The following is a 21,701-nucleotide window of genomic DNA, read 5'->3' as shown; positions in this document are numbered from 1 at the left end:
TCACGGCTCAGGGTTGACTGTCCGGGCCGTTTGGCGCCCAAGTTTCGCGCCAGTTGAAAAGGAAGATCTGCGAACGGTCGGCTTGAGCATTCTCCACGCGCGGCACCCAGTTGTCGTCGTGTAGATCCATGTCGGCGTCGTACTCGATGTGGCAGCCAAACGGGGAATTGAAGTACCAGAACCAGTTGCTGCCCATGACATGACGCCCTGGTCCCCAGTACGACTCATATCCCTTGCGCTTCATGTTCTGGCCAGCCAGCAGTACCTCGGTAGGGCCGCCCATGTGAAAGGTGAAGTGCTCGCAGCCCAGCAGGTGCGCCGGCGTCTGGATGAGAAACATGGTATGGTGTTCAATGCAGCCGGCTGGCCGCAAGAAAGGCCCCATGCCAACGAAGCGGTCGGACAGTCGGAACCCCAAGCGCTTGACATAGAACGACTCGGCCTTGTCCACGTCGGGTACGAAATATACGACGTGCGAAAGGGACCGAGGCTTCGGCAGCGGCGGGTTGGGGCCGCTGTTTACGCCATTGACATTGAAGCCGCGTTGCGAGGCGCCGGGGGCGTTAACCTGTTCGCCTGGTAGGTCCAGCTTGCGCCGCACCGTGACCTGAAATCCGAGCGTGAAGCCCATGTCATCGACGGACTCTATCGAGCCGTCGGCCAAGGTTTTCACCTCGCGGTCCTTGGCTAGTTCCCCGGCGATAGCGTCTAGCGTAGCCTTGTCGGCCACGCCGTATATCGTTTTGCGCAGTTGGTTGGTTGTGGGGTGGGTCCAGCTGGGCAAGCTGGGGTCGCTGGTCTGACGGATGATGACGCCGGTGCCATCGAGCGCTTTGAAGAGGCCGTTGCCCTGGTCTTCCAACCCGTAGTCGGTCAAGAACTGGGTGCCCAACGCTACGTCGTCGACCGCAAACACAAGGTAGTCGGGTCCGATGATGTTCATTTTTTCTCCTTCTATGTATGGCTTACAGCGGTTCGCCGGGCACCAGATCCAGCAGTACGAAGGCCATGCGACAGGGTTTGTCGGAGCGGTTGGACCAGCTGTGGTTGGTAGCGCGCTGGACGAGGATGTCGCCTTGGCGCATCAGCACTTCTCCCTCGTCCATCATGGCGTAGATCTCACCTTCCAATACGATGGCGTAGTCCAGGGACTCGGTCTTGTGAAACCAGAAGTGGCGTGGCTTGTTGTTGTCGCGCACGCCTGATTCGTCGAGAAACTTCAGCAGCTCTTCTTGGTTGTAGAACGAGTCAGGAGCGAAGTCGGCGACGCGCAGGATCGAGCCTTGCGACGAGTGGAAGGGGAACTTATGCCCTTTTGGCGCCGGCTCGTCGCCGATCGCACGCGCTTCGCCGGTGGCCCACAGCACATGCGCCGCGGGGCGGCCTGGCTCCCAGAACGCGTTGGGCGCGTCGCCGTCGGACTGGATGTACGAACGCCCCTCAGCGTTGGTGCCAGTAACGATTCGGCGCACTGGGCGGTATTCGAGCTGGCGCAGGTCTTGTTTCTTCTCTTCGTTTGTTTGCATGGTGATACTCATGAATAATTAACGGACACTCTCGCCTGCCATGTTCTCTGGCGCGAAGAACGATTTCGAATAGGGTGTCGTGTTGATCTTGTAGTGCATCTTCTGCTCGGCGCCGACCTCCATGGCAACGTAGCTGCCCGCCAGCAGGTCGTAGGCGCCGAAGCCGAAGGCAATTTGGCCCGGCACGTCCGGCATGGCGACCGGGGTCGAGAAGGCCATGCGCCAAAGCTTGTCGTTGGCGTCATAGCGGTCGGCGAGTACAGCCAACCAAGTGTCTTCATCGAGGTAGTAAACAGACTTCTTCGATGTGTGGCGCTGGCCTGGCTTAAGCGTAGCTTCCACCACCCAGACACGGTGCAATTCCCAGCGGATGTAGTCCGGGTTTAGGTGATGTGCGCCAAGGACGTCGCTGTCTTTGGTGGCCGTTAGCACGCGGTTGGAGTTGTAGGGGATGTACATCTCCTTCTTGCCAATCAGTTTCCAATCGAAGCGATCCATGCGGCCGTTGAAGGTTTCGATCTCGTCGAACGACAGAACACCGGCGGCGGCAGGGGTTGGCGTGTCACAGCAGGCATTGGGCAGCTTGCGCACGCGACGCTGGCCCACCAGGTAGACCCAGGTGTTGGTATTGGTTTCGTCTATCGTCTGGTGGCCCACGATGGCCTCGCCCGCTCGGATTGCCGGGCCGTGGGTGTCGAGGCGCACCAACCAGTAGAGATCGTCGAGCTTGTCGGAGCGCCCGTCCTTAAAGTAGTAGGGCGTGTTGTTCTGTTGGGTGATGTCGGACAGCAGCACGGGTTTGCCGTCGGCCGTGACCTGCCAGTTGTGTGCGTCCTTAACCCATGACTCACTGCGCCAGCGCAATTTGTGGTTGAGCATGGCTTCCGCCCCGCTCTTCGGGATGGGGAAGGGGATGCCGCCGTAGGCGCCCTTGGGAACCGGTCCACCGCTGGACTCAGCCAGCGTGGCGTGCGTGGCGTTCTGGAAGATATTGTCGTACACGTACTGCGGCGCGGCGGCGGAGCGGTGTGTCTGGTAGACGTCGAGGCGATAGGTGTCTGGGTATTTTTGCAGCAGCGCTTTGACGCCCTCGGTCAGTTTGTCGCCATACTGATCCATGTTCTTCGCGGTGATGCGCAGCGTGGGCTTTTCATTGGCGAAGGGGTCGGGGCGGCGGCCGCCGTTTTTGAAGCCGGGGGTGGGCGTGGTCAGGCCGCCGGTCCAGGCAGGGATAGTGCCTTCCTTGTTACCGGCCTTTTCTGCGCCCAAAGGGGTTAGGTCGCCTTTTAGGCGGGCGGCTTCGTTGGCAGGAACGCCGGCAATGGCAGGTGCCATCACGGCCAGGGCGGAAAGCACCGTGGCTGCGCGGGTGAGTTTCTGGAATGTCATGGATTGCTCCTCTCTTGTCTTATCGGGTCACAACGTGCGGCTGATGGACAGCGAGACGAAGTCGCGGTCCTTCATGAACTGTTGATAGGAGAAAGTCGGGGGGAAGCCAGTCATCATGGGACGCCCTGCACCGTAGAAGTGCGTGTAGGCCAGGCTGAAGCGCCATACGTCGAGGTAGCTGCCCTTCACGCCGATGCTCATGTCGCCCCCGTTTTCTGCGGGCAGCGAGGGTCCCAAGGCTTGCGAACGCGAGCCGGCAGGACTCCAACTGAAGCCGATTGGCACGCTGATGTCCACGCCTGGCAGCACCTGGCGGTAGGTCGGTTCCAGCACCATGCGGAATGCCCAGGCGTCGCGCGTGGAGTTGGGGTCGAGCGCCTGGGGATTCTTCTGCACCGACAGCACGCGGTTCCACATGACTTCGGCGATCAGCGAGGCTTCGCGGGCGAGGAACGACGAAGGCAGCGTCGAGAGCGTGCTGATGTTGATGTGGGCGGTGCGGCCCACGGCGTAGGCGGGGTTATTGCTGTTGTTGTTAGCCGGTGTGCCCAATAGCGCCGACACGTCGTTGGCGGCGGTAGAGGCCAGGTCCTGGTTGTGCCGGACTGACCCTTCGATTGCCAATTGCATGTCGCCGAACGTGTGCGAGGCGCTGGCTCCCAAGGCGGTGATGCCCTCGTGGTAGACCAGGTGGTAATTGCTCGGAAACCCGGGGGGCACGATGTCATTTACGATCTGCTGGTTCTTGCTGTTGAAGCGCACCGCGTACAGGCCGAAGTCGGTGTCAAGCGCCGAGAAGCGTAGTTGCAGGCCGCCCTGGCCGCTGTTCTTCGCGTTCTGGTCCGGGCCGCGGAACAGCGGCTGGGGGGAACCGGGGATGAACATGGCTTCCCCGCCCGCTGGCTGGAAATCTAGGCCGGAGAAGTAGCTGCCGGCTGCAGGCAGGCGATTAGATCTCCATTCGAACTGGTAGAAAGCACCAAGCGAGACGGCGGGGGTCAGTTGCCATTGCGCTGATACTTGCGGCACGGGCAGGATCGCTTCCTTGAATTGTGTGCTGGGCACCGATGCCAACTTGATGACATCGACGGGGGCCATGGCGCCCGCGATGGCGTTGCTGCCGAAGAATAGGCTTTCGCCCCATAGGACCGAGTGCTGACCAGCACGCAGGTTCAAGCGCGTGTTGCCGAGATCGAATCCGCCGAACATGAAGGCGTCCAGCAGCTCAGCGTCGCGGCCATGCAGGGTGCGGGTTGTGGGGTTGAAGCTGTTATAGGAGCCAGAGAAGCGATTGGCCGTACCCGGAGAGTTGTTGTCGTTGCTCGTGTTGTAGACGCTGTCGTACCAGGCGGCGCCGCTGACGCGCACGCCGTAGCGCTTTGCATAGACTACGTCGAGCTCGCTCAGCAAGTCCACGCGGTTGGAAATCAGGCCTCGATTGAAGTTGCGGTTGCCGTCGTCCGTGTTAGCAGAGAAGGCGTTACCGGTGAGCATTGAGTCGCTCTGACCGTGCACGCGAAACGCATTGCTGTATTTCAGTGTGTTGTCCCAGCGGACGGAAAGGTCCTCGTTGCCAGTGTCGATACTAAATGCATGTGCCCGGGGAATTGTGCAGATCGCTGCAGCTAACGCCAGCACGCGCAAGCCGCGATTTGGTTGTTTGCAGTACGTCACCGTTTGTCTCCTCTTTTGTTGTGTGTTGGTGTTGCCTGTTTGGCGCCTTACATTGGTTCGCCCAGGAACCTGTAGGTATCCAACAGCAGCGCGGCGGTCCTCTGCGCGTTGCCCACCGGGTCTTCGCGTTCCCAACGCGAAATTTGGAACGACGCCTCCCATACGCGTTTGACGCGCGGGATGCGGCGGTTGCTATAGGCCTCGAGCGCCTGCGCGGCTGTGCCGGGGGCGGCCAGGCACTCAGCCAGCACCACGGCATCCTCAATAGCCATGCCGCCGCCAGAGGTCAGCTGAGGTGTCGGTGCGTGCGCGGCGTCGCCCATTAGGACCACACGGCCCTTATGCCACCAGGGGCCGGGCATCAGGCGGGCGTCGAAGGGGCGGAACAGCACCTGCTTGGGACTGGTCAGCTGCTCGACCGCTTGGCGGATGAGCGGTGCGGTGTAGGCGGCCAGGCGCTCCTTCAGCAACAAGTCCAGCTTGTCGGGCGGCATGTTCAGAGGCTTGTCGCTGTTTTCCAGGATGAACAGGTAGCAGCCGTCCTTTGAGGTCGGGATCGCACCGACGCCAGCGCCCTTGTGGCGGAACAGCCAGAACCCGTCGTGCTCGGGCAGGCGGGGCGCCGAGAAGCGCCAGCAGCTCTGGCCGACGAACTCGGCGTCGTACTTAACGCCGAAGACCTTGTGGCGGATCTTGGAATAGACTCCATCGGCGCCTACGACGACGTCGTATTCAGCGACGTTGCCGTTGCTGAAGGAGACCTTGACTCGGTCGCCCAGGTCTTCCAGTTCGGTGACGGTGGTGTTGTATTCGATCTTCGCGCCGGCTTCGACGGCCGCGCTTTCAAGCACGTGCGCTAAGTCGGGGCGCTTAATGCCGATGCCGGGCGGGGTGGGGTTCTCGCTGATCTGGTTGCCCATGGCGTCGAACTGGCGGAAATGATCGATCTGCTGTCCATACTCCAAGCAGGGCTCCGCCAGTTCAACTTGGTGCATCGCGCGCATGGTGTTGTGGAGAAGGCAGATGCCGGTGCCGGCAGCCGAGCTTCTCGGCGCGATTTCCACGCCGTGCGTACTGATCCCGGCCCGGGCTAGGGAATAGGCGGCCATGGCGCCGCCGATGCCGGCGCCCACGATCAGGACGCGTTTCACGTCTGACATGACTTTCGTCTCCTGTTGTTTGTTTTGTTTGGAAGGTGGCTTAGAAGGCGACTTCGTTCTTGCCTTTCAACTGCAAGAGCTGTCGTACTTCGTCAGGTTTGGCTATCTCCAACCCCAGCTCCGTGAGAATGGTGCGGATCTTGCGCACCTGCTCGGCGTTGGATTGCGCCAACTCGCCGCGGCCGATGTAGAGACTGTCCTCCAAGCCGACGCGCACATTGCCGCCAAGAACTGCCGACATGGTGGCAAGCGGCATCTGATTCTTTCCGGCGGCCAGGATGGACCAGTGGTAGTCGTTGCCAAACAGGCGGTCAGCTGTGCGCTTCTGGTGCATCAGGTCTTCGGGGTGGGCGCCTTGTGCGCCGCGCAGGCCGAACACGCTCTGCACGAACAGCGGCGGTTTCACCAGACCGCGCTCCAGGAAATAGGCCAGTGTGTACAGATGGCTGATGTCGTAGCACTCGAACTCGAAGCGGGTGCCGCCGGCACGACCCACGTTTTCGAGGATCCATTCGATGTCTTCGTAGGTGTTGCGGAAGATCATCCCGTTGGTGGATTGCAGGAAGGGCTTCTCCCAATCGTGTTTCCAGGCGCGGTCCTTCTGCGCCATTTCGGAAAGGACCAGGTTGATTGAGCCCATGTTCAGCGAGCACATCTCGGGTTTGAGCGCGCGGCCAGCCTCGGCGCGTTCAGCAATGGGCATGCTTGGGCCGCCGCCGCCCGTGGAAATGTTGATGACTGCGTCGGTGGAATCTTTAATCGTGCCGACGAACTGGCGGAAGACATCGGGACTGCCAGTGGGCTTGCCGGTGAGGGGGTCGCGTGCATGCAGGTGCACGATGGCGGCGCCGGCCTCGACGGCTTCGACGGAGTGCCGGGCGATTTCCTCGGGCGTCACCGGCAGGTGTGGCGACATCGACGGCGTATGTGCGCCCCCCGTGACTGCGCACGTGATGATGACTTTCTTCATCGTTGTCTCCTATTCGTTATTAACGGATCGAGCCGTATCGTTTCATAAACAAGTGAGTTGGTCAATCGGATTTCAAGCTACTGCTTGTAGGGGATTTCTCGGGTAGGTGTCAGCGCTGGCCGAATAGCCGGGTGCGCACCGAGCGCAGATGCTCGCGCATGGCCTGCTCGGCCCGGTCGGGATTGTGCGCACGGATGGCGTCCACCAACTGGTGATGCTCTTCGTCAGTGTCCTTGCGTGGCCCGATCATCGGGGAGTAAACCGCCTCAATGCGCGAGTCCAGGTTGACGCGTACATGGGTGCGCATGGTGTCGTACATCAACAGCAGCAGGGCGTTGTGCGTGGCTTCGGCGACGGTGCGGTGCAGGCGCTCGTCCAAGCGCTTCCAGTGCATGAATGGTCCAGAGGTTTCCATCTCGGACAGGCATTGCTCCAGGGCGGCGATGTCTGCAGGGGTGGCGTGGATGGCGGCTTGGGCAGCTAGTTGTGGTTCCAACACTAGGCGCGCGTCCAGTAGGTCGTCCATGCTGATTGCGGCAGAGAGGCTGGCGTCATCGGCTTGAATCTGGCGCGGGCCGATGAATGTGCCCTTGCCGACGTGGCGCCAGATCAAGCCTTCGCTTTCCAATCGCTTGAGCACCGTGCGCAGGCGTCCGCGGGATATGCCTAGCGTTTCGCACAGCTTGGGTTCCGGCGGCAGACGCAGGTCGGCCTCTGTGCCTGCGCGGGCTTGGATGTAGTCACGGAGGCGGGTGACATCATCATCAATCAAGTTCATGTTGGTAAATCAATTTGGTAATTGAGGCGCATCATATCTGGCATATGATACGTGCTTTACCTCAGTAGTTTACCCGCCATAGGAGCAATCAAATGATGAAATCCATCGGCTGGGTGGTCGATCCCGCACATGCACATATCGGATTTTCTGATTTTCGGTCCGCCACCTCGGGTTGACCAGCACGCCCGGAGTGTTCAAGCGGTTTTCCGCGCACTTGCAGTTCGATGATCAACGCATCGAGGCATCCAGCGTGTCGTTCGAAATCGATGTGGCCTCCATCGACACTGCGCTTGAAATGCGCGACGAGCACCTGCGCGGCGCGGACTGGTTCAACACTCAAGTGCACCCAAGGGCTGTATTCGTCTCCCGCGCGGTACGACGAGGCGAGCGCGCGAACTATGTAATTGAAGGTGACTTGACCCTGCGCGGCGTCACCCTGCCGGTCGCTTTCGACGCCGCGCTGACGGGGCGCGCGGTCAATCCCTGGACCCAGGCGCCGGTGGTCGGATTCAAGGCGGTCGCCACCATCAGTCGTGGGGCATACGGCATGGGCGCCTTTCCCGGGGCATTGTCGGATGAGGTGCGCCTGAAGGTCGAGATCGAGCTAACATCACAAAATGATGTGAATCAATAAACTAATTGACACGTCATTTGTTGCAAATTAAGCTGTCCTGACTTACCCCCGGCGATGACCATCATGAGCATATCCCATTCCCCTGTTTTCGTTTCAAGCGATACGGCACGAGCCGTATTTGATTGGAAGGAGGCTATCCAGGCCCTGCAGGCCGCCTATTCACAGTCGATTCCGCCCCAGTCGACACCGGCCCGCAGCGTGGCCGCCGTCGGCAAGACGTGGTTGCGCACGCTGTCGGCCGTGCCGGTGGGCGGACGCTACTACGGTGCCAAGGTCATGGGAGCGGCGATGGGTAGCGCCAAGCCTGGCGTGGAATACGCGATTGTCCTATTTGACCGTGACACTAGCCGCATCGCGGGTTTGGTCGATGGCGCGCTGGTGACCGGCTTTCGTACCGCAGCCACCTCGGCCGCCGCGCTCGACCGTCTGGCGCCACCGAGACCGGCGCGCCTGGCCGTGCTGGGCAGCGGGCTTGAGGCCTCGATGCACGTGCGCGCTATCGCCAGCGTGCGTGAACTGACCGAGGTGGTCGTGTTCAGCCCGACGCCCGAGAAACGCGCCGCGTTCGCCGAAGCGGTGACGCACGACCTGGGCGTGCAGGCGCGCGGCGTCGCCTCCGGCCAGGAGGCAGTGGACGGCGCGGACATCGTGCTGTGCGCGGCCCGTTCGCGCGGAGAGCTTCCCATCTTGTACAGCGACTGGCTGAAGCCCGAGGCGACGATTGTTTCCATCGGTTCAACCGTGCCCTCGCAGCGCGAGATTGACGCCTCGGTCGTGGCCCGCAGCGACATCATCGTGTGCGACATGCTGGAGGAAGTGCTGGAGGAAACCGGCGACATGCTCGCCGCCAAAGAGGCGGGCATCAACTTTCACGATAAGTCTTTCAGCATGGTCGAGCTGATGAGCGGCAAGCTCGAAGACAAACTGGGGCGTGCGCGGACGCGCATGTTCAAGTCGGTCGGCGGGGGTCTGCAGGACATCGTGGTCGCCGAACTGATCCTGACCCGCGCTCTGGAGAGGGGCCTGGTGACGCATCTGCCCATCGAATTCGAAAACAAGAGCATCTGAACAACAATCACGGAGAACACGCATCATGGCCAGTTACACCAAGAAGGAAGCCCGTGAGTGGGCAAAGCAAGCCCTTGTCGGCGTCGCCAACGTCACGATCCCGACAATGACCAATGACTTCACGCGCATCAACGAGAAGGCGATCCGCCACGACGTTCGCCTGTCCATCGAGCACGGCTTCATCGGCTCCCTGGCGGTGTCCGAAGTGCCGCTGACGCTGGAAGAGCACGATCAGTTCCAACAAATCATGGTCGACGAAGCCAAGGGCAAGCTTCTCGTCGTGCACCACGCCATCTTCAACACGCTGGAAGACAACATCGCGGCGGTCAAGCGCGCCGAAGCCAATGGCGCCGACCTGGTGCTGCTCGGCTACCCCCCGCATTTCTATCCCAAATCGCTGGACGACGTCTATGAGTACAGCAAGGCAGTTTGCGATGCCACCAATCTCGGCGTGATCATCTTTCCGGTGCCGACTTGGGGCTTTGGCCGCCTGCATCCGGCCGACATTCCGGTGGCAATGCTGCGCAAGCTGGTCGATAACTGCCCGAACGTGGTGGCGATCAAGGCCGAGGGTGGCATGCCGTACTTCATGTCTGCCATCGAGGTGCATCGCCATTTCCACAAGGAAGTGGTGATTTCTTCGCCGCTGGAATACGAATACATTCCGCTGGCGCAAGTTCTCGATATTCCATTCTGCGGCACCAATTACAGCGCCTTCTTCGGTCCGTGGATTCCGCGTGCGCACAAGCTGATTCGCGAAGGCAAATACGACGAGGCTACCGAGCTGTACTACAAGCTCGAGCCAATGCGCCGCGCGGTGTCCACTCTGGGCTTCGGTGGTCAGGGCCTGTCCAATCGCCTTTTGTGGAAGTACCAAAGCTGGCTGCAGGGCTACAACGGCGGCCCGGTCCGCCATCCGACGGCGCGCGTGCACGGCAAGGACATGGCACTGCTGCGAAACGCTACTCAAGCGGCCGGCCTGAACCCGACCAGTTCGCCGGACGAAGAATTCTTCATCGGCCGCAACCCAGTCTGAGGTATAGCCATGAGTGACGTGAAAAAACTACCGCTAAAGGATCCGGACCTGCTGCGCGAGGCCATGCTGATCGAGGGTAAGTGGGTGCAAGCCGACGGTGGCCAGACCATTGATGTCGTCAATCCCGCTACCGGTGAACTGGTGGCGCGTGTGCCCAACGGCGGCGCGGCTGAAACGAGGCGCGCCATCGAGGCGGCTGAGCGCGCCATGCGCAGCTGGCGCAAGACTTTGCCCAAGGAACGTGCCAAGGTTCTGCGCAAGCTGTACGACCTGATGCTCGAAAACATCGAGGATCTGGCCGTCATCATGACCGCTGAGCAGGGTAAGCCGTTGGTGGAATCACGCGCCGAGATCCTCTATGCCGCCGGCTTCATCGAGTGGTTCTCTGAAGAGGCACGCCGCGTCTACGGCGACATTATTCCGCAGAACGTCGACGGCCGCCGCATCTTGGCACAGAAGGCGCCCATCGGCGTATTTGCGGCGATCACGCCGTGGAACTTTCCTTCGGCGATGATCACACGCAAGGCCGGCCCGGGATGGGCAGTGGGCTGCGCCGGCGTCATTAAGCCGGCCAGCCAGACACCGCTGTCGGCTCTGGCGTTGGCCGTTCTGGCCGAGAGGGCTGGCCTGCCACCGGGCGTGTGCAATGTGGTCACCGGCTCGGCCCGTGCCATTGGCGGCGAGCTGACAGCCAATCCCATCGTGCGCAAGCTGTCGTTCACCGGCTCCACTGAAGTGGGAGCGCAGTTGTTGGCCCAATGTGCGCCGACCATCAAAAAGACCAGCATGGAGCTGGGCGGCAATGCTCCCTTTATCGTGTTCGACGATGCCGACGTGGACGCCGCGGTGAAAGGCGCGCTGGCGGCCAAATACCGCAACACTGGCCAGGCCTGTGTCGCGGCGAACCGCTTGCTGGTGCAATCCGGCATCTACGACGCTTTTGCGAAGAAGCTCGCCGAAGCCACAGCCGCACTGAAGGTTGGCAACGGCATGGAAGAGGGCGTGGTGCAGGGGCCGCTGATCAACGAGGACGCGGTGCTCAAAGTCGAGGAACACATCACCGACGCCGTGTCTAAGGGCGCTCGCGTGGTCGCCGGCGGCAAGCGGCACAAGCTGGGTGGATTCTTCTTCGAGCCCACCGTGCTGGCCGACGTGCCGCACGACGCGCTCATCTTCAACGAAGAGACCTTCGGCCCGGTAGCGCCGCTGTTCCGTTTCGAGACCGAGGCGGAAGCAATCTCCTTGGCCAACGACACGCCGTTTGGCTTGGCTGCGTACGTCTATGCGCGCGACGTGGGCCGCATCTTCCGCGTCGTGGACGAGCTCGAATTCGGCATTGTCGGCGTTAACGAGGGCATCATCTCGACCGAGGTTGCGCCGTTCGGCGGTGTCAAGACTTCCGGTCTGGGACGAGAGGGCTCCAAGTATGGCGTCGACGACTACCTGGAGATCAAGTACGTGGCTCTTGGAGGACTTTAAAATACGATACGTGTCGTATATGATGCACAAATAAGAACCAGCAAGCTGGAGGAGACAGAACTATGTACAAGGCCCTGAGCCTGGAGGGCAAGGTCGCCATCGTCACGGGCGGGGCGGGCGGTATCGGTCAAGCCACCGTCGACCTGATGATAGGCCGTGGTGCGCGCGTCGCCGTCGCCGACATCGCGCTGGATCGTGCGCAGGCGGTCGCTACGAAGTACGGCGATGCCGCGATTGCCGTCGGCATGGATCTCTCCCACGAGGCCTCAATCAAGGCCATGGTCGCGCGTGCGGTCGACCATTTCGGCCGCCTCGACATCCTGCACAACAATGCCACCGCAGTCGGCCAGCAACTGGTCGACGCCGATAACGGCATCGGTGAGATGGCGACCGAAACCTGGGACACCTTCTTCACCACCAATTGCCGCGGCACCATGATCGTGACCCGTGAAGCGCTGCCGCACTTGGTCAGGAGCGGTGATGGAGCCATTGTCAACACCGTGTCCGGCATGGCTTTGCAGGGCAACATCCGTTTCCATGCCTACAGTGCGACCAAGGCCGCAATGATGCAGATGACGCGCGCCGTGGCCACGGCCTACGGGCGCAAGGGTGTGCGTTGCAATGCAGTCGCGCCGGGCCTGGTACTGACCGAAACCGTGGCCAAGGATTTCCCCTCAGCGATGCTCAAGCTGGTGCTGGATGAAACCCCTCGTGATCGCGTCGGCGCACCGGAAGACATTGCAGAAGCCGTGGCGTTCCTGGCTTCGGACGCGGCGCGAAACATCACTGGGCAGACGCTCGTTGCCGATGGTGGCGTGTCGATCCACATCCCGGGCTTTTCTGCATACCGCGAATTTTTTGGAGACTGAGGATGGGTTTTGAAGACATCCGGATGAGCCGCCGCTCGTTGCTCATCGCCACCGGCAGCGCCGCGGCGTTGGCCGCGGTTGCGCATCCTTCACTGTTGGCTGCTCACGCTGCAATTTCCGCTTCGGTGGAAGTGCCGAGTCCTTCCGACATCCGCTACATCGTCATGGATCGTCGTTATCCGCAAAGCCTGGCGTATGCCAAGGCGCAGGCAGAGAAGGGCGGCAAGCCGCTTGAAGTTACCGACGGCCTGACCCGCCTGTGGCAGGAACACCTGCATCCGCTATGGCAACAGGGCGAAGGCGCCGTTGCCGGCCTGACCACGCTCGCGGTGTGGCAATGCCTCGCCGAGCAGGCGCGCAGTCACGCATTTCGCACCCGTGTGCTGACGCCGTTGGCTGACAACGACGGTCACCCGGACAACCTCGCTTCCTGGATCATCGCGTGACACCATGAGAACCCCACCGAACGTAGCTCCCAAAGTCTTCGCCAACGCCCTCCAGGAATTCGCCAAGGTCGTCGGCAAGGATTGGGTACTCATCACCGACGAAGAACTGTTCCCGTACAAGGACGCCTATGCGCCGACGCGCGACACGCCGGAAGACCGCAGCGCCGCTGCCGCCGTGGCGCCGGCTTCGGTCGAGGAAGTGCAGGCCGTGGTGCGCATCGCCAACAAGTACGCTATTCCGCTGTACACGATTTCCACCGGCAAGAACCTTGGCTACGGCGGCTCCGCGCCGAATCAATCCGGCAGCGTGGTACTCGACCTGAAGCGGATGAACCGCATCATCGAGGTCAGCGAGAGCAATGCCTACGCCATCGTCGAGCCGGGTGTCAGTTACTTCGACCTGTACAACTACATCCAGGAGAAGGGCCTGAAGCTGTGGATCGACACCGCCGATCCGGGCTGGGGCAGCGTGCTGGGCAATGCGGTCGACCACGGCGTGGGCCACACCCTGTCGCGCTTCCGCGATCACTTCGGTTCGCATTGCGGCATGGAAGTGGTGCTGGCCAATGGTGAAGTGGTGCGCACCGGCATGGGCGCACTGCCCGGCGCGAAGACCTGGGGCCAGTACAAATACGGCATGGGCCCAAGCGTCGATGGCATTTTCTCGCAGTCCAACTTCGGCATCGTCACCAAAATGGGCATCTGGCTGATGCCGGCGCCGGAAGCCTTCCTCGAAGGCACGATCTACGTTCCGCGCTACGAAGACCTGCATCCCCTGGTCGAACTGCTCAAGTACGCCGAGAACACCGGTCTGGCGCCTGGCACGCCAGAACTGCTCAGCCCGCTACTGGGCGTGAGCAACAAGACCCAGCATCTGGTGGAAGCCTTCTACAAGGGCCCGCCGCAGTTGCCGAAGGGGCAGGCGGACCTGGTCGCCAAGGCCAAGGTCGGTTATTCGGCAGAACTGGCCAAGTACGGCGCCGACAACAAGATCTCGTACTGGGGCCTGAGCCTGAAATTCTACGGCCCGCGGAAGGTGGTCGCCGCGCAGTGGGAAGCAGTGCAGGAACTGGCAAGCAAGGCGATCAAGAACGCCGCCTTCCGGTCCGGCCCGATCCAGACCGACCCGCGCAAGGCCGCCGCCGAGTGGACTTTCTACCCGCAGGACGCAGGCGTGCCGAACATGGATTTCTTCGGCATGGGCACGCGCGCCGGCGGCAATCCGAACCCGATGCGCGGGCACATGTGGTTCTCGCCTGTCATTCCGCAGAGCGCCGAAGGCATCCTCGATGCCAACCGCGTGTTCGACGAGGCCGCGCGCACCATTCCCGCCCTGCAGAACGTCCCGATCTGGAACCTGCGTCCGTTTGCGCTGCCGGCGCCGTTCTACGAACGCACCTTCCTGTTCATCGTCGGCTTTCCGATTACCGATGACCTGGCCCTGAACAAGTCGATCATCAGCGCCTACCGCACCTTGCTCGACATCGGTGCTAAGCATGGCTGGGGCGAATACCGCTGCCATACGGAATTCCAGGACCAGGCGATGGGCCTGTACTCGTACAACAACAATAGCCTGCTGCGCCTGCACGAAGCCATCAAGGACGCCGTTGACCCCAAGGGCATCCTGTCTCCGGGCCGTTATGGCATCTGGCCGAAAAACCAGCGGAAGAACGCCAAATGAAGAACATCAAAACGATATTGCTGGCGGCGATGGTGTGCTGGGCCAGCTCCGCCACGGCTGGCGGCAACGCTCCCAGTGGCGCGGTGATTGGCCAGGGCAAGGCTGTTTTCGACAAGTGGTGCGCGATGTGCCACGCGGTGGGCGAACATATGCCCGGCACGGCGTCGCTACAGGCCAAGTACGGCGGCAGCATTCCCGCCGTGCTGGAAGAGCGCAAGGACATGAACCCGGACTTCATTCGCCATTTCGTGCGCAATGGCGTGCTGATCATGCCGGCTTTCCGCAAGACTGAAATCACCGACGCCGATCTCGACGCGCTGTCGGCCTATCTGAGTTACAAAAAATGAAATACGCGGACAAAATCAGCCGTGATTTGCGTGTGGGCCGCCTGCATGACAAGGTGGTGCTTCTCACCGGCATCGGCAGCGGAATGGGTCGCGTGACGGCGCGGCTGTTCGCGAGCGAGGGCGCGATCGTCGTGGGCTGCGACATCAACCCAGAAACGACCGCTGAAACAGCGCGGCTGGTGGAGTCCGATGGTCATTCGATTGACGCTGTCGCCCCGGTCGATCTCAGCAGCCGCGATGCTGTGTCGCGTTGGGTGGACGCCGCCGTCGCTAAGCATGGCCGCATCGATGTGCTCTACAACAACGCCAGCATGCCCCGTTTCGCGCCGTTCGCGGCGCAGAGCGATGAGGACTATGTCTTCACGATCCAGAACGAGTTGGATCTGGTCTGGCGCGCCTGCCAGGTCGCATGGCCGCATCTGGTGAAGTCGCGCGGCGCGATCGTCAATATTGGCTCGGGCGCGGGTATCCAGGGCGCGCGTGCGCTTCCACAGGCGGCGCACGCCGCCGCGAAGGGAGCCGTGCTTGCGCTGACGCGCCAACTCGCGGCAGAGGGGATCGCGGTCGGCGTGCGCGTCAACTCGGTGAGTCCCGGCGTCATGAACACGCCGCCGGTCCAGGCGATGTTCCGTGAGATGGGTGACAAGGCGCCGGTGGCCGAGATCGTGGAGCGCACGATCTCGGGGCAGCCCGGTGATCCGGTCGCCGTCGCCTACGCGGGCCTTTACCTTGCCTCCGACGAGGCGCAGTGGGTTACCGGAACCAATATCTTGGTGGACGGCGGCGCGAGCGCAATCATGTAGGGCGTGGGCGGAGTGCAGCGATTGCCAACTCCCAATCCTCATTCACAGACAAGATTTTCGATGACGACGACAACGACCGCGGTGCTCGCAAGCCCTCTCAAGATCAACAAGCTCGAAATCAAGAATCGCATCATCCTCGGGCCGATGGCGGTGCTGCGTCCGACCGATGACGGCCGGCCGAGCGAGCAGACCATCGCTTTCCTGACGCGGCGCGCCAAGGGCGGAGTGGGGCTCATCATCGTCGGCGGCTCGGTGGCGAGCGAGCGGGCGTGGAACGAGTCGCCGTTCTCCCCGAACGTGCGTTTCGACAAGGACGAGTTCGTTCCCGACCTCAAGCGGCTGACGGACGCTGTGCATGCATACGGCACGCCAGTCTTCGCGCAGTTGTTCCCGAGTTTCGGTCGGATGGGTGTGCCGCGCAACGGCAACTGGCTATCGTCTGCCAGCCCGACACCGGTCGACTTGGGGGCGGGCAGCCTGCCAGAGAACCTCTACATTCCGGGCGGACGCGTCACGCCGGTACCCAAAGAGGCCACGATCGGTGAGATCAAGGAACTGGAAGCTGCAGTCGTCTCCGCGGCGCGGCGCGCCAAGGCGGCGGGCTTCGACGGTGTGGAGATCGGCGCGCATATGTGCTATTTCTACTCATCGTTCCTTTCGCCGCTCGCAAACCAACGCACGGACAAGTACGGTGGTTCGGCCGAGAACCGTGCCCGGGCGCTGCACGACGTGGTCGCCGCGGTGCGCGCCGAGGTAGGCTCCGATTACCCGGTCGGCATCCGCATGAGCGTCAACGACCACATGCCAAATGGTCAGGGGCCAGAAGGCTTCTCCGAGGTGGCCGCGCACATCGTCAAGGCCGGCGTGGATTTCATTTCGCTCAGCGAAGGCAACTACGAGTCCATGGGTGAGAACGTCACGAGCATCTCCGGCAACATGCTCGCGCACGGCGAGCCACAGGCTTTCCGCAAGGCGGTGGGCAGCGATGTTAGGCTGTTCCTTTCCAGCACGCCCGATCCGAGGCAGGCCGCCGAGGCTATCGAGGCCGGGCATGTCGACGCAAGCATGCTCGCCCGGCAGATGCTGGCTGACCCGGATTACGCCGTGAAAGTTACCGAGGGGCGCGAGCGGGAAATCGTGTGGTGCGACAATGCGAACTCCTGCCTACGCCGGCTGATCCTTAACGTGCCGGTGGCTTGCCATAAGAATCCTGAGATGGGCCGCGAGGATACGGGCGCCACGCAATCCAGCCTCGTCCAGAACGCCATTGTGTGGGCCACCGGCAATCGGACGCTGATGACATTGGCCGACAAGCTGGCTCGCATGAATCAAAAATAAGTCGATGCAGACGAAGTGGACCTGCAGATGTTCGCCAAGCGGGCCTTGGTGCTCGACGCTGTGCGGGGCGGCCAAGGCCTCTACAAGGCCGGCATCAGTACCGTGCTGCTTGCCGAGGAGCGCCGCTCGGTTTCACTGCGCTTGTGGCATAACACGGGGATCGACTAATGGCGAGGCGGACAGCTCTGGAGGCGGATCAGACCCGTCTGACGATTATGTGCGCCGCCGTGCAAATGTTCTGCTCCGCAGGTTATGCACGTACCACGCTGGAGGAGATCGCCCGCCTTGCAGGCGTGACCCGAGGCGCTGTGTACTGGCACTTCGAGAGCAAGCAAAGGTTGCTGGAGAGCGTGTGCCACGATGCCGTGGAGGCTTTAGAGGAAGCCTTTTCGACCGAGTCACCATCCTCGCCGCTCCAGGCCATGGTGGCTACTGCCGAGGCCCTCTTCCGCACCGTGGTCGGGCAGGGCGACGCGCTGAATATCAGCGCGCTGCTCTTCAAATGGGGCCGGCAGGGCGGTTCCGATATCATCCGCGACCAACGCATCGCGCTCAGCGTCCGGTTGCGCAACCATGCCGGCGGCTGCCTCGAGCACGCCGTGGCTGCGCGGCTGTTACCGGCGGGCACCAATATACTGACGGCGGCGTTCGCCTATGAGGCCTATGTGTTCGGTATTGTCGAAAGCTGGCTGTTCGAGCCGAGCTTCGACTTGGCGGCGCAAGCGGGCGAACTGGCGGGCAAGGCAGTTGGCTTGGTCGGGGCGTTACAGTGGCACGTAGCAAATCAGTAGGCGACGCATGGCTAGCGCGTTCAATTGGGTGCTCTCCAGTTGATCCAGCCACTGCTGCCGCCACCTAGACATTCCTTCGGAATCGGTGACGACTTTCCGGGTCTCCCGCACTTTGTGTGACGGCCGCGTTGGGGGCTTGATTTCGGGCCGATCTGGCTTTACTTTGATCGAATCCTTTCGCGGTGACAACTTTCCTTCGCTGTGCTTAAGTCATTGATTTCATTGATATTGCGTGCGATCTCTCTGTCGTTGTCACGCGAATTGACGCGATCGTATTCTCGCCCGTGTAGGTAAGCGCGTCGTCTCCAGTGACGCGCGAGGGGAGACCGTTACTGTCGAAGCCTGCAGTACGGTTCGCGCGGCACCGTGTCCTGCCTGCCATCGTTGGAGTCACCGAATCCACGGCAGCTATGTGCGCAGGCTGGAAGAACGTCCGATGCTCGACCAGCGGGTCGTTCTCGCCGTTGAGGTGCGTCGCTTCAAGTGTGCAAATGCCGGCTGCCCGCGTCGTACGTTTGCCGAGAACATCCACGCCTTAGCCGGTCGGCATCAACGTCGTACGCGATCGCAGGCTCGGGCGTTGCACGCGCTGGGCCATGCCCTCGGTGGTGAGGCGGCAGCCAGGCTTGCTAACGCCCTGGGCTTGCGTACCAGTGCCGACACCGTGCTGCGGGAGTTGCGCAGAGCTCCTGAGCGCAAGCGCAAACCACGACCGCGGGTCGTCGGCATCGATGACTGGGCGATCGCGCGCGGTCACCAGTACGGAACGATCATCGTCGACCTGGAGCGACGTGAGCCGATCGAAGTGTTCGCCGGCAGGGAAGGAACTGCGGTGGCCGCGTGGATGCGTGCGCACCCATCGATCGAGATCGTCGCCAGGGACCGGGCCGGGGCCTACTCGGAGGCCGTCGACATTGCGCTGCCGGCAGCCACGCAGGTCTCGGATCGCTGGCATCTACTGTGCAACTTGCGCGACAACGTCGAGAGACTGCTGTGCCGACTCGGATCGCAACTGCGCCAAGCCGCGCAGCAAGTCGAGGTCCGTGGCGTGACCCTGGACCGGCAGCGGGAGCGGAGCCGCAACTCACTATGGTCATGGCAGCGTCTGAGCGATCAGCGACGCGCCTCGCGGGTGGGAGCTGTACGAGCGGGTTATGGCGCTACACGCCCAGGGCGGCACGATGAAAGGAATCGGGCAAGAGCTCTCAATCGACCATCGAACCGTGCGCAACTTCATCACCGCGGGGGCGTTCCCCGAGCGCGCACCCAGGGCGCGGGGTCCGACGCCTTTAGATCCTTATCTCAGCGATATCGAGGAACGAATCGCGCAGGGCTGTCGCTTTCCTGAACTGATCTGGCGGGAACTCAAGCAGCGAGGATACACGGGCAGTCGCGCCGCCGTTCGGAATTGCGTGATTCGCCTCCTTTTTCCGCTGGGCAAGGCGCCGCTTGCCCTGGAGCCCGTGCGAACGATTCCGATTCCGTCCGCCCGGCGCGTGTTCGGATGGCTTGTCGGATGGAGGAACCTCGCCGTCGAGGAGCCCAGGAGCGCGGACCACGAGCGCTTCGTGCAGGCGCTGTGCAAGATCGAACCCGTGGTGGGCGAGGTCCGCAGCCTCGCGCGGGAGTTTCTCGGGCTCATGCACCGGTGAAGTCCGCGACATTTCGATCGATGGTTGAAACGTTTGTCGGGCTGCGACGCTGCGGAAATGCGCAGGTTCGCGCAAAGCCTGCGCGCCGACTTACCGGCTGTGCGGGCGGCCTTCAAGCTGCCATGGAGCAATGGCCAGACCGAGGGTCATGTCAACCGGCTCAAGCTCCTCAAGCGCCAAATGTATGGCCGCGCGAATATCGAGCTTCTGCGGCTGCGGGTGTTGAAGCCAAGCTAAACTGGCCTGCCTTGTCCTACTGGACCTGCTAGTCCGGTCGCCATCGCAGGCGCGTGAGCTCGTGCGAGCCAGGACGAGGCTGGCGAGCTCGCTTACGTCAGTCAATAAGAAGAATGGTGGTAGTGGGGCGGGAAAGACGACGGCAAGGGTCCTCGACGCGAATTCGCCGTCGTCACACAGATTGCGGAAGACCCGTAAAAGTGCTCCCTCCGAGCCGACTAATGAAGTTGGTCTGCATCGCATTTCTGTAAACCACCTTCACGAGCGGTCCAATCACGCCCGGTGGAATCTCATCCAAATACTTGTTTGCATCGGGCTGTCCGCCATCTTCAATCTGGAAAGCGGCTTCGACCCAACGACAGGCGTGTCGTCACAAGGTACGGCGACCGCCAACTATGGTCAGCAGAGCACGGGCGGACAAGGGCGCCTGTTCGGGCGGCAAGCGTGGGTGGGTCTGAATAAGGAGGGGGTAGGCAGACTGACTTTCGGGCGTCAATTTACGACGGCCTACGATGCAGCAGGTCGCTTTCAGCCGAACGGACATCCAAATTTGGACGCCGTCACTATCATCAACGGCTATACGGGGCCGCGCCAAGGCAACATGGCCAAGTACTTTGGGCAATGGGGGGCGCTGTCGGCCGGCGCTCACTATACCTTCGGCGAAGTGCCTGGCCAAACGAAGCGCAGTTCCAGTTACGGGATCTCGCTTGGCTACACGAGAGGTCCGGTCGACGTAGGCGCCTTCTGGCAACAGGCCAACGCGTTGACGACTCCCGAGGCGAGAAAGGTATGGGGACTGGGCGGCAACTACCAGTGGGGAATCGTCAAATTAACCTTTGGCTACCTAAACAACCGCTTTGACGTGAGCCCGACCCGCAATGACGTCTTTACAGGCGGCATCGCGGTATCTGCGACCCAAGCCTTAACACTATCGGTGACGTCACACTACGACCGCCAACGCAACACCGATGGCAGCCGAATTATGGTCACGGGTGTTGCCGACTACAACCTGTCGAAGCGCACCGATGTCTACGCTGAGGTTGACTTCAACCGAATCAATGGCGGTTACGCGCTCCCTTCCTTTATGGGCGTCAAGGGCAGCAAGGTCGGTGGCGGTATCGGCTTGCGACACCGCTTCTAAAGAACCCGGACCTGCTGCACGGGCACTCGATTGATGCAACAGGCAGATCAATCCATAGGAACTATGCATTTCCCTCCCTTCAGCGGGGAGACCAAAATCAATTCGCGTGCATGTGCCGCTCTGGCACGGACAGCAAGGAGAGAGCAGTGAACGAACAGGCAATGGACCCGCGGACATGGATCGGACGCAGGGCGCAGCACGAAGATACGATTACCGCGGTGCCGGTGACTGCTTTGCGGGCCACGCTGGACTATCCGGTGGCACCGCAGCCGACTGGTACGCCATTGCCGCCGCTGTGGCATTGGCTTTACTTTCTTCCCATGCACCGACAGAGCGAGATTGGTGCGGATGGTCATGCCAAGCGTGGTGGCTTCCTGCCTCCCGTGCCACTGCCACGTCGCATGTGGGCTGGTGGCCAGTTTGAATTTCGTGCTCCGCTTCGGGTGGGCGACCGCGTTGTGCGCACCTCGATCATCGATGACGTCTCGACCAAGGAGGGCAGGACCGGCAAGCTGGTCTTCGTCAAGGTCCGTCATGAGGTGTGCGTCGAAGGGCTCTTAGAGCCACCCCTTTCAAGGTGATGAAGAATAGGGCAAGCTCCGTGTCCTCGAACCGAAGACGGAGTCAGTGGCGTGGTACTGGACGCAGTGGTGGAACGCTTTATCGAACACAGCCCGATCAG

Annotated in this window: 20 protein-coding genes and 2 pseudogenes; 15 read left to right on the top strand and 7 right to left on the bottom strand. The window is 61.8% G+C overall.

Going from position 1 to position 21,701, the window contains the following annotated elements; translation table 11 throughout:
- Positions 1 to 7: 7 nt before the first annotated feature.
- The 7 genes from DN412_RS32380 to DN412_RS32350 all read right to left on the bottom strand — a co-directional run bounded on the left by DN412_RS32380 (position 8) and on the right by DN412_RS32350 (position 7,497).
- A complete protein-coding gene (locus DN412_RS32380; RefSeq protein WP_115215306.1) occupies positions 8 to 943 on the bottom strand; it encodes a VOC family protein in 936 nt (311 codons plus the stop codon).
- A 22-nt stretch (positions 944 to 965) separates the two neighbouring features.
- Positions 966 to 1,526, bottom strand: a complete 561-nt coding sequence (locus DN412_RS32375) for a cupin domain-containing protein (protein WP_115215326.1) — start codon at positions 1,524 to 1,526, stop codon at positions 966 to 968.
- Positions 1,527 to 1,544: 18 nt separating this feature from the next.
- Positions 1,545 to 2,915, bottom strand: coding sequence for a DUF1329 domain-containing protein (locus tag DN412_RS32370; RefSeq protein WP_115215305.1), 1,371 nt, complete (start codon positions 2,913 to 2,915; stop codon positions 1,545 to 1,547).
- Positions 2,916 to 2,942: 27 nt separating this feature from the next.
- Complete coding sequence (locus tag DN412_RS32365) at positions 2,943 to 4,589, bottom strand: DUF1302 domain-containing protein (protein WP_115215304.1); 1,647 nt, start codon at positions 4,587 to 4,589, stop codon at positions 2,943 to 2,945.
- A 47-nt stretch (positions 4,590 to 4,636) separates the two neighbouring features.
- Positions 4,637 to 5,749: an FAD-dependent oxidoreductase gene (locus DN412_RS32360; RefSeq protein WP_115215303.1), complete on the bottom strand. Its 1,113-nt coding sequence runs from the start codon at positions 5,747 to 5,749 to the stop codon at positions 4,637 to 4,639.
- A 40-nt stretch (positions 5,750 to 5,789) separates the two neighbouring features.
- Complete coding sequence (gene kce, locus DN412_RS32355) at positions 5,790 to 6,719, bottom strand: 3,5-dioxohexanoate:acetyl-CoA acetone transferase (protein WP_115215302.1); 930 nt, start codon at positions 6,717 to 6,719, stop codon at positions 5,790 to 5,792.
- A 109-nt stretch (positions 6,720 to 6,828) separates the two neighbouring features.
- A complete protein-coding gene (locus DN412_RS32350) occupies positions 6,829 to 7,497 on the bottom strand; it encodes a FadR/GntR family transcriptional regulator (protein ID WP_115215301.1) in 669 nt (222 codons plus the stop codon).
- 172 nt (positions 7,498 to 7,669) lie between these two features.
- On the opposite strand from DN412_RS32350, the gene DN412_RS32345 reads away from it, so the two are divergent.
- The 15 genes and pseudogenes from DN412_RS32345 to DN412_RS32270 all read left to right on the top strand — a co-directional run.
- Complete coding sequence (locus DN412_RS32345; protein WP_244222866.1) at positions 7,670 to 8,131, top strand: YceI family protein; 462 nt, start codon at positions 7,670 to 7,672, stop codon at positions 8,129 to 8,131.
- Between the two features lie 63 nt (positions 8,132 to 8,194).
- A complete protein-coding gene (locus tag DN412_RS32340; protein WP_115215325.1) occupies positions 8,195 to 9,199 on the top strand; it encodes an ornithine cyclodeaminase family protein in 1,005 nt (334 codons plus the stop codon).
- A 25-nt stretch (positions 9,200 to 9,224) separates the two neighbouring features.
- Complete coding sequence (locus DN412_RS32335; RefSeq protein ID WP_115215300.1) at positions 9,225 to 10,235, top strand: dihydrodipicolinate synthase family protein; 1,011 nt, start codon at positions 9,225 to 9,227, stop codon at positions 10,233 to 10,235.
- A gap of 9 nt (positions 10,236 to 10,244) precedes the next feature.
- Positions 10,245 to 11,714 (top strand): NAD-dependent succinate-semialdehyde dehydrogenase, encoded by a 1,470-nt coding sequence (locus tag DN412_RS32330; protein ID WP_115215299.1) that lies wholly within the window; start codon positions 10,245 to 10,247, stop codon positions 11,712 to 11,714.
- 62 nt (positions 11,715 to 11,776) lie between these two features.
- Entirely contained in the window at positions 11,777 to 12,583 is an 807-nt protein-coding gene (locus DN412_RS32325) for an SDR family NAD(P)-dependent oxidoreductase (RefSeq protein ID WP_115215298.1), read from the top strand.
- 2 nt (positions 12,584 to 12,585) lie between these two features.
- Positions 12,586 to 13,029, top strand: coding sequence for a hypothetical protein (locus DN412_RS32320; RefSeq protein ID WP_115215297.1), 444 nt, complete (start codon positions 12,586 to 12,588; stop codon positions 13,027 to 13,029).
- Positions 13,030 to 13,033: 4 nt separating this feature from the next.
- Positions 13,034 to 14,710, top strand: coding sequence for an FAD-binding oxidoreductase (locus DN412_RS32315; protein WP_115215296.1), 1,677 nt, complete (start codon positions 13,034 to 13,036; stop codon positions 14,708 to 14,710).
- A complete protein-coding gene (locus DN412_RS32310; RefSeq protein ID WP_208647698.1) occupies positions 14,707 to 15,057 on the top strand; it encodes a c-type cytochrome in 351 nt (116 codons plus the stop codon). The genes DN412_RS32315 and DN412_RS32310 overlap by 4 nt, the downstream gene beginning before the upstream one ends.
- On the top strand, positions 15,054 to 15,860 hold the full coding sequence (locus DN412_RS32305; protein WP_115215295.1) for an SDR family NAD(P)-dependent oxidoreductase: 807 nt from the start codon (positions 15,054 to 15,056) through the stop codon (positions 15,858 to 15,860). Before DN412_RS32310 ends, DN412_RS32305 begins: the two co-directional genes overlap by 4 nt.
- A 60-nt stretch (positions 15,861 to 15,920) precedes the next feature.
- The gene (locus DN412_RS32300) at positions 15,921 to 17,198 is read left to right on the top strand and encodes an oxidoreductase (RefSeq protein WP_115215294.1); all 1,278 of its coding nucleotides are present in this window, start codon (positions 15,921 to 15,923) and stop codon (positions 17,196 to 17,198) included.
- 15 nt (positions 17,199 to 17,213) lie between these two features.
- A complete protein-coding gene (locus DN412_RS43580; protein ID WP_161564082.1) occupies positions 17,214 to 17,366 on the top strand; it encodes a hypothetical protein in 153 nt (50 codons plus the stop codon).
- Positions 17,366 to 17,989, top strand: a complete 624-nt coding sequence (locus DN412_RS32295) for a TetR family transcriptional regulator (RefSeq protein WP_115215293.1) — start codon at positions 17,366 to 17,368, stop codon at positions 17,987 to 17,989. The genes DN412_RS43580 and DN412_RS32295 overlap by 1 nt, the downstream gene beginning before the upstream one ends.
- A gap of 274 nt (positions 17,990 to 18,263) precedes the next feature.
- Positions 18,264 to 19,878: pseudogene (locus tag DN412_RS46025) on the top strand (ISL3 family transposase).
- Between the two features lie 181 nt (positions 19,879 to 20,059).
- The gene (locus DN412_RS32275; RefSeq protein WP_244222865.1) at positions 20,060 to 21,019 is read left to right on the top strand and encodes a porin; all 960 of its coding nucleotides are present in this window, start codon (positions 20,060 to 20,062) and stop codon (positions 21,017 to 21,019) included.
- 161 nt (positions 21,020 to 21,180) lie between these two features.
- Positions 21,181 to 21,573, top strand: a pseudogene (locus DN412_RS32270) (FAS1-like dehydratase domain-containing protein); the annotation flags it as partial.
- Positions 21,574 to 21,701 lie beyond the last annotated feature (128 nt).

Origin of the sequence: Cupriavidus lacunae (assembly GCF_003353055.1) — a bacterium.
GTDB lineage: Bacteria > Pseudomonadota > Gammaproteobacteria > Burkholderiales > Burkholderiaceae > Cupriavidus > Cupriavidus lacunae.
Note: the sequence above shows the minus strand (reverse complement) of the source record. Positions and strands in the feature narration are given on the sequence as shown.

Bases quoted from the DNA above. Each gene is read 5' to 3' on its own strand.
- DN412_RS32380 (WP_115215306.1), bottom strand. From the start codon at position 943: ATGAACATCATCGGACCCGACTACCTTGTGTTTGCGGTCGACGACGTA.
- DN412_RS32375 (WP_115215326.1), bottom strand. From the start codon at position 1,526: ATGCAAACAAACGAAGAGAAGAAACAAGACCTGCGCCAGCTCGAATAC.
- DN412_RS32370 (WP_115215305.1), bottom strand. From the start codon at position 2,915: ATGACATTCCAGAAACTCACCCGCGCAGCCACGGTGCTTTCCGCCCTG.
- DN412_RS32360 (WP_115215303.1), bottom strand. From the start codon at position 5,749: ATGTCAGACGTGAAACGCGTCCTGATCGTGGGCGCCGGCATCGGCGGC.
- kce (WP_115215302.1), bottom strand. From the start codon at position 6,719: ATGAAGAAAGTCATCATCACGTGCGCAGTCACGGGGGGCGCACATACG.
- DN412_RS32350 (WP_115215301.1), bottom strand. From the start codon at position 7,497: ATGAACTTGATTGATGATGATGTCACCCGCCTCCGTGACTACATCCAA.
- DN412_RS32340 (WP_115215325.1), top strand. From the start codon at position 8,195: ATGAGCATATCCCATTCCCCTGTTTTCGTTTCAAGCGATACGGCACGA.
- DN412_RS32335 (WP_115215300.1), top strand. From the start codon at position 9,225: ATGGCCAGTTACACCAAGAAGGAAGCCCGTGAGTGGGCAAAGCAAGCC.
- DN412_RS32330 (WP_115215299.1), top strand. From the start codon at position 10,245: ATGAGTGACGTGAAAAAACTACCGCTAAAGGATCCGGACCTGCTGCGC.
- DN412_RS32325 (WP_115215298.1), top strand. From the start codon at position 11,777: ATGTACAAGGCCCTGAGCCTGGAGGGCAAGGTCGCCATCGTCACGGGC.
- DN412_RS32320 (WP_115215297.1), top strand. From the start codon at position 12,586: ATGGGTTTTGAAGACATCCGGATGAGCCGCCGCTCGTTGCTCATCGCC.
- DN412_RS32315 (WP_115215296.1), top strand. From the start codon at position 13,034: ATGAGAACCCCACCGAACGTAGCTCCCAAAGTCTTCGCCAACGCCCTC.
- DN412_RS32310 (WP_208647698.1), top strand. From the start codon at position 14,707: ATGAAGAACATCAAAACGATATTGCTGGCGGCGATGGTGTGCTGGGCC.
- DN412_RS32305 (WP_115215295.1), top strand. From the start codon at position 15,054: ATGAAATACGCGGACAAAATCAGCCGTGATTTGCGTGTGGGCCGCCTG.
- DN412_RS32300 (WP_115215294.1), top strand. From the start codon at position 15,921: ATGACGACGACAACGACCGCGGTGCTCGCAAGCCCTCTCAAGATCAAC.
- DN412_RS32295 (WP_115215293.1), top strand. From the start codon at position 17,366: ATGGCGAGGCGGACAGCTCTGGAGGCGGATCAGACCCGTCTGACGATT.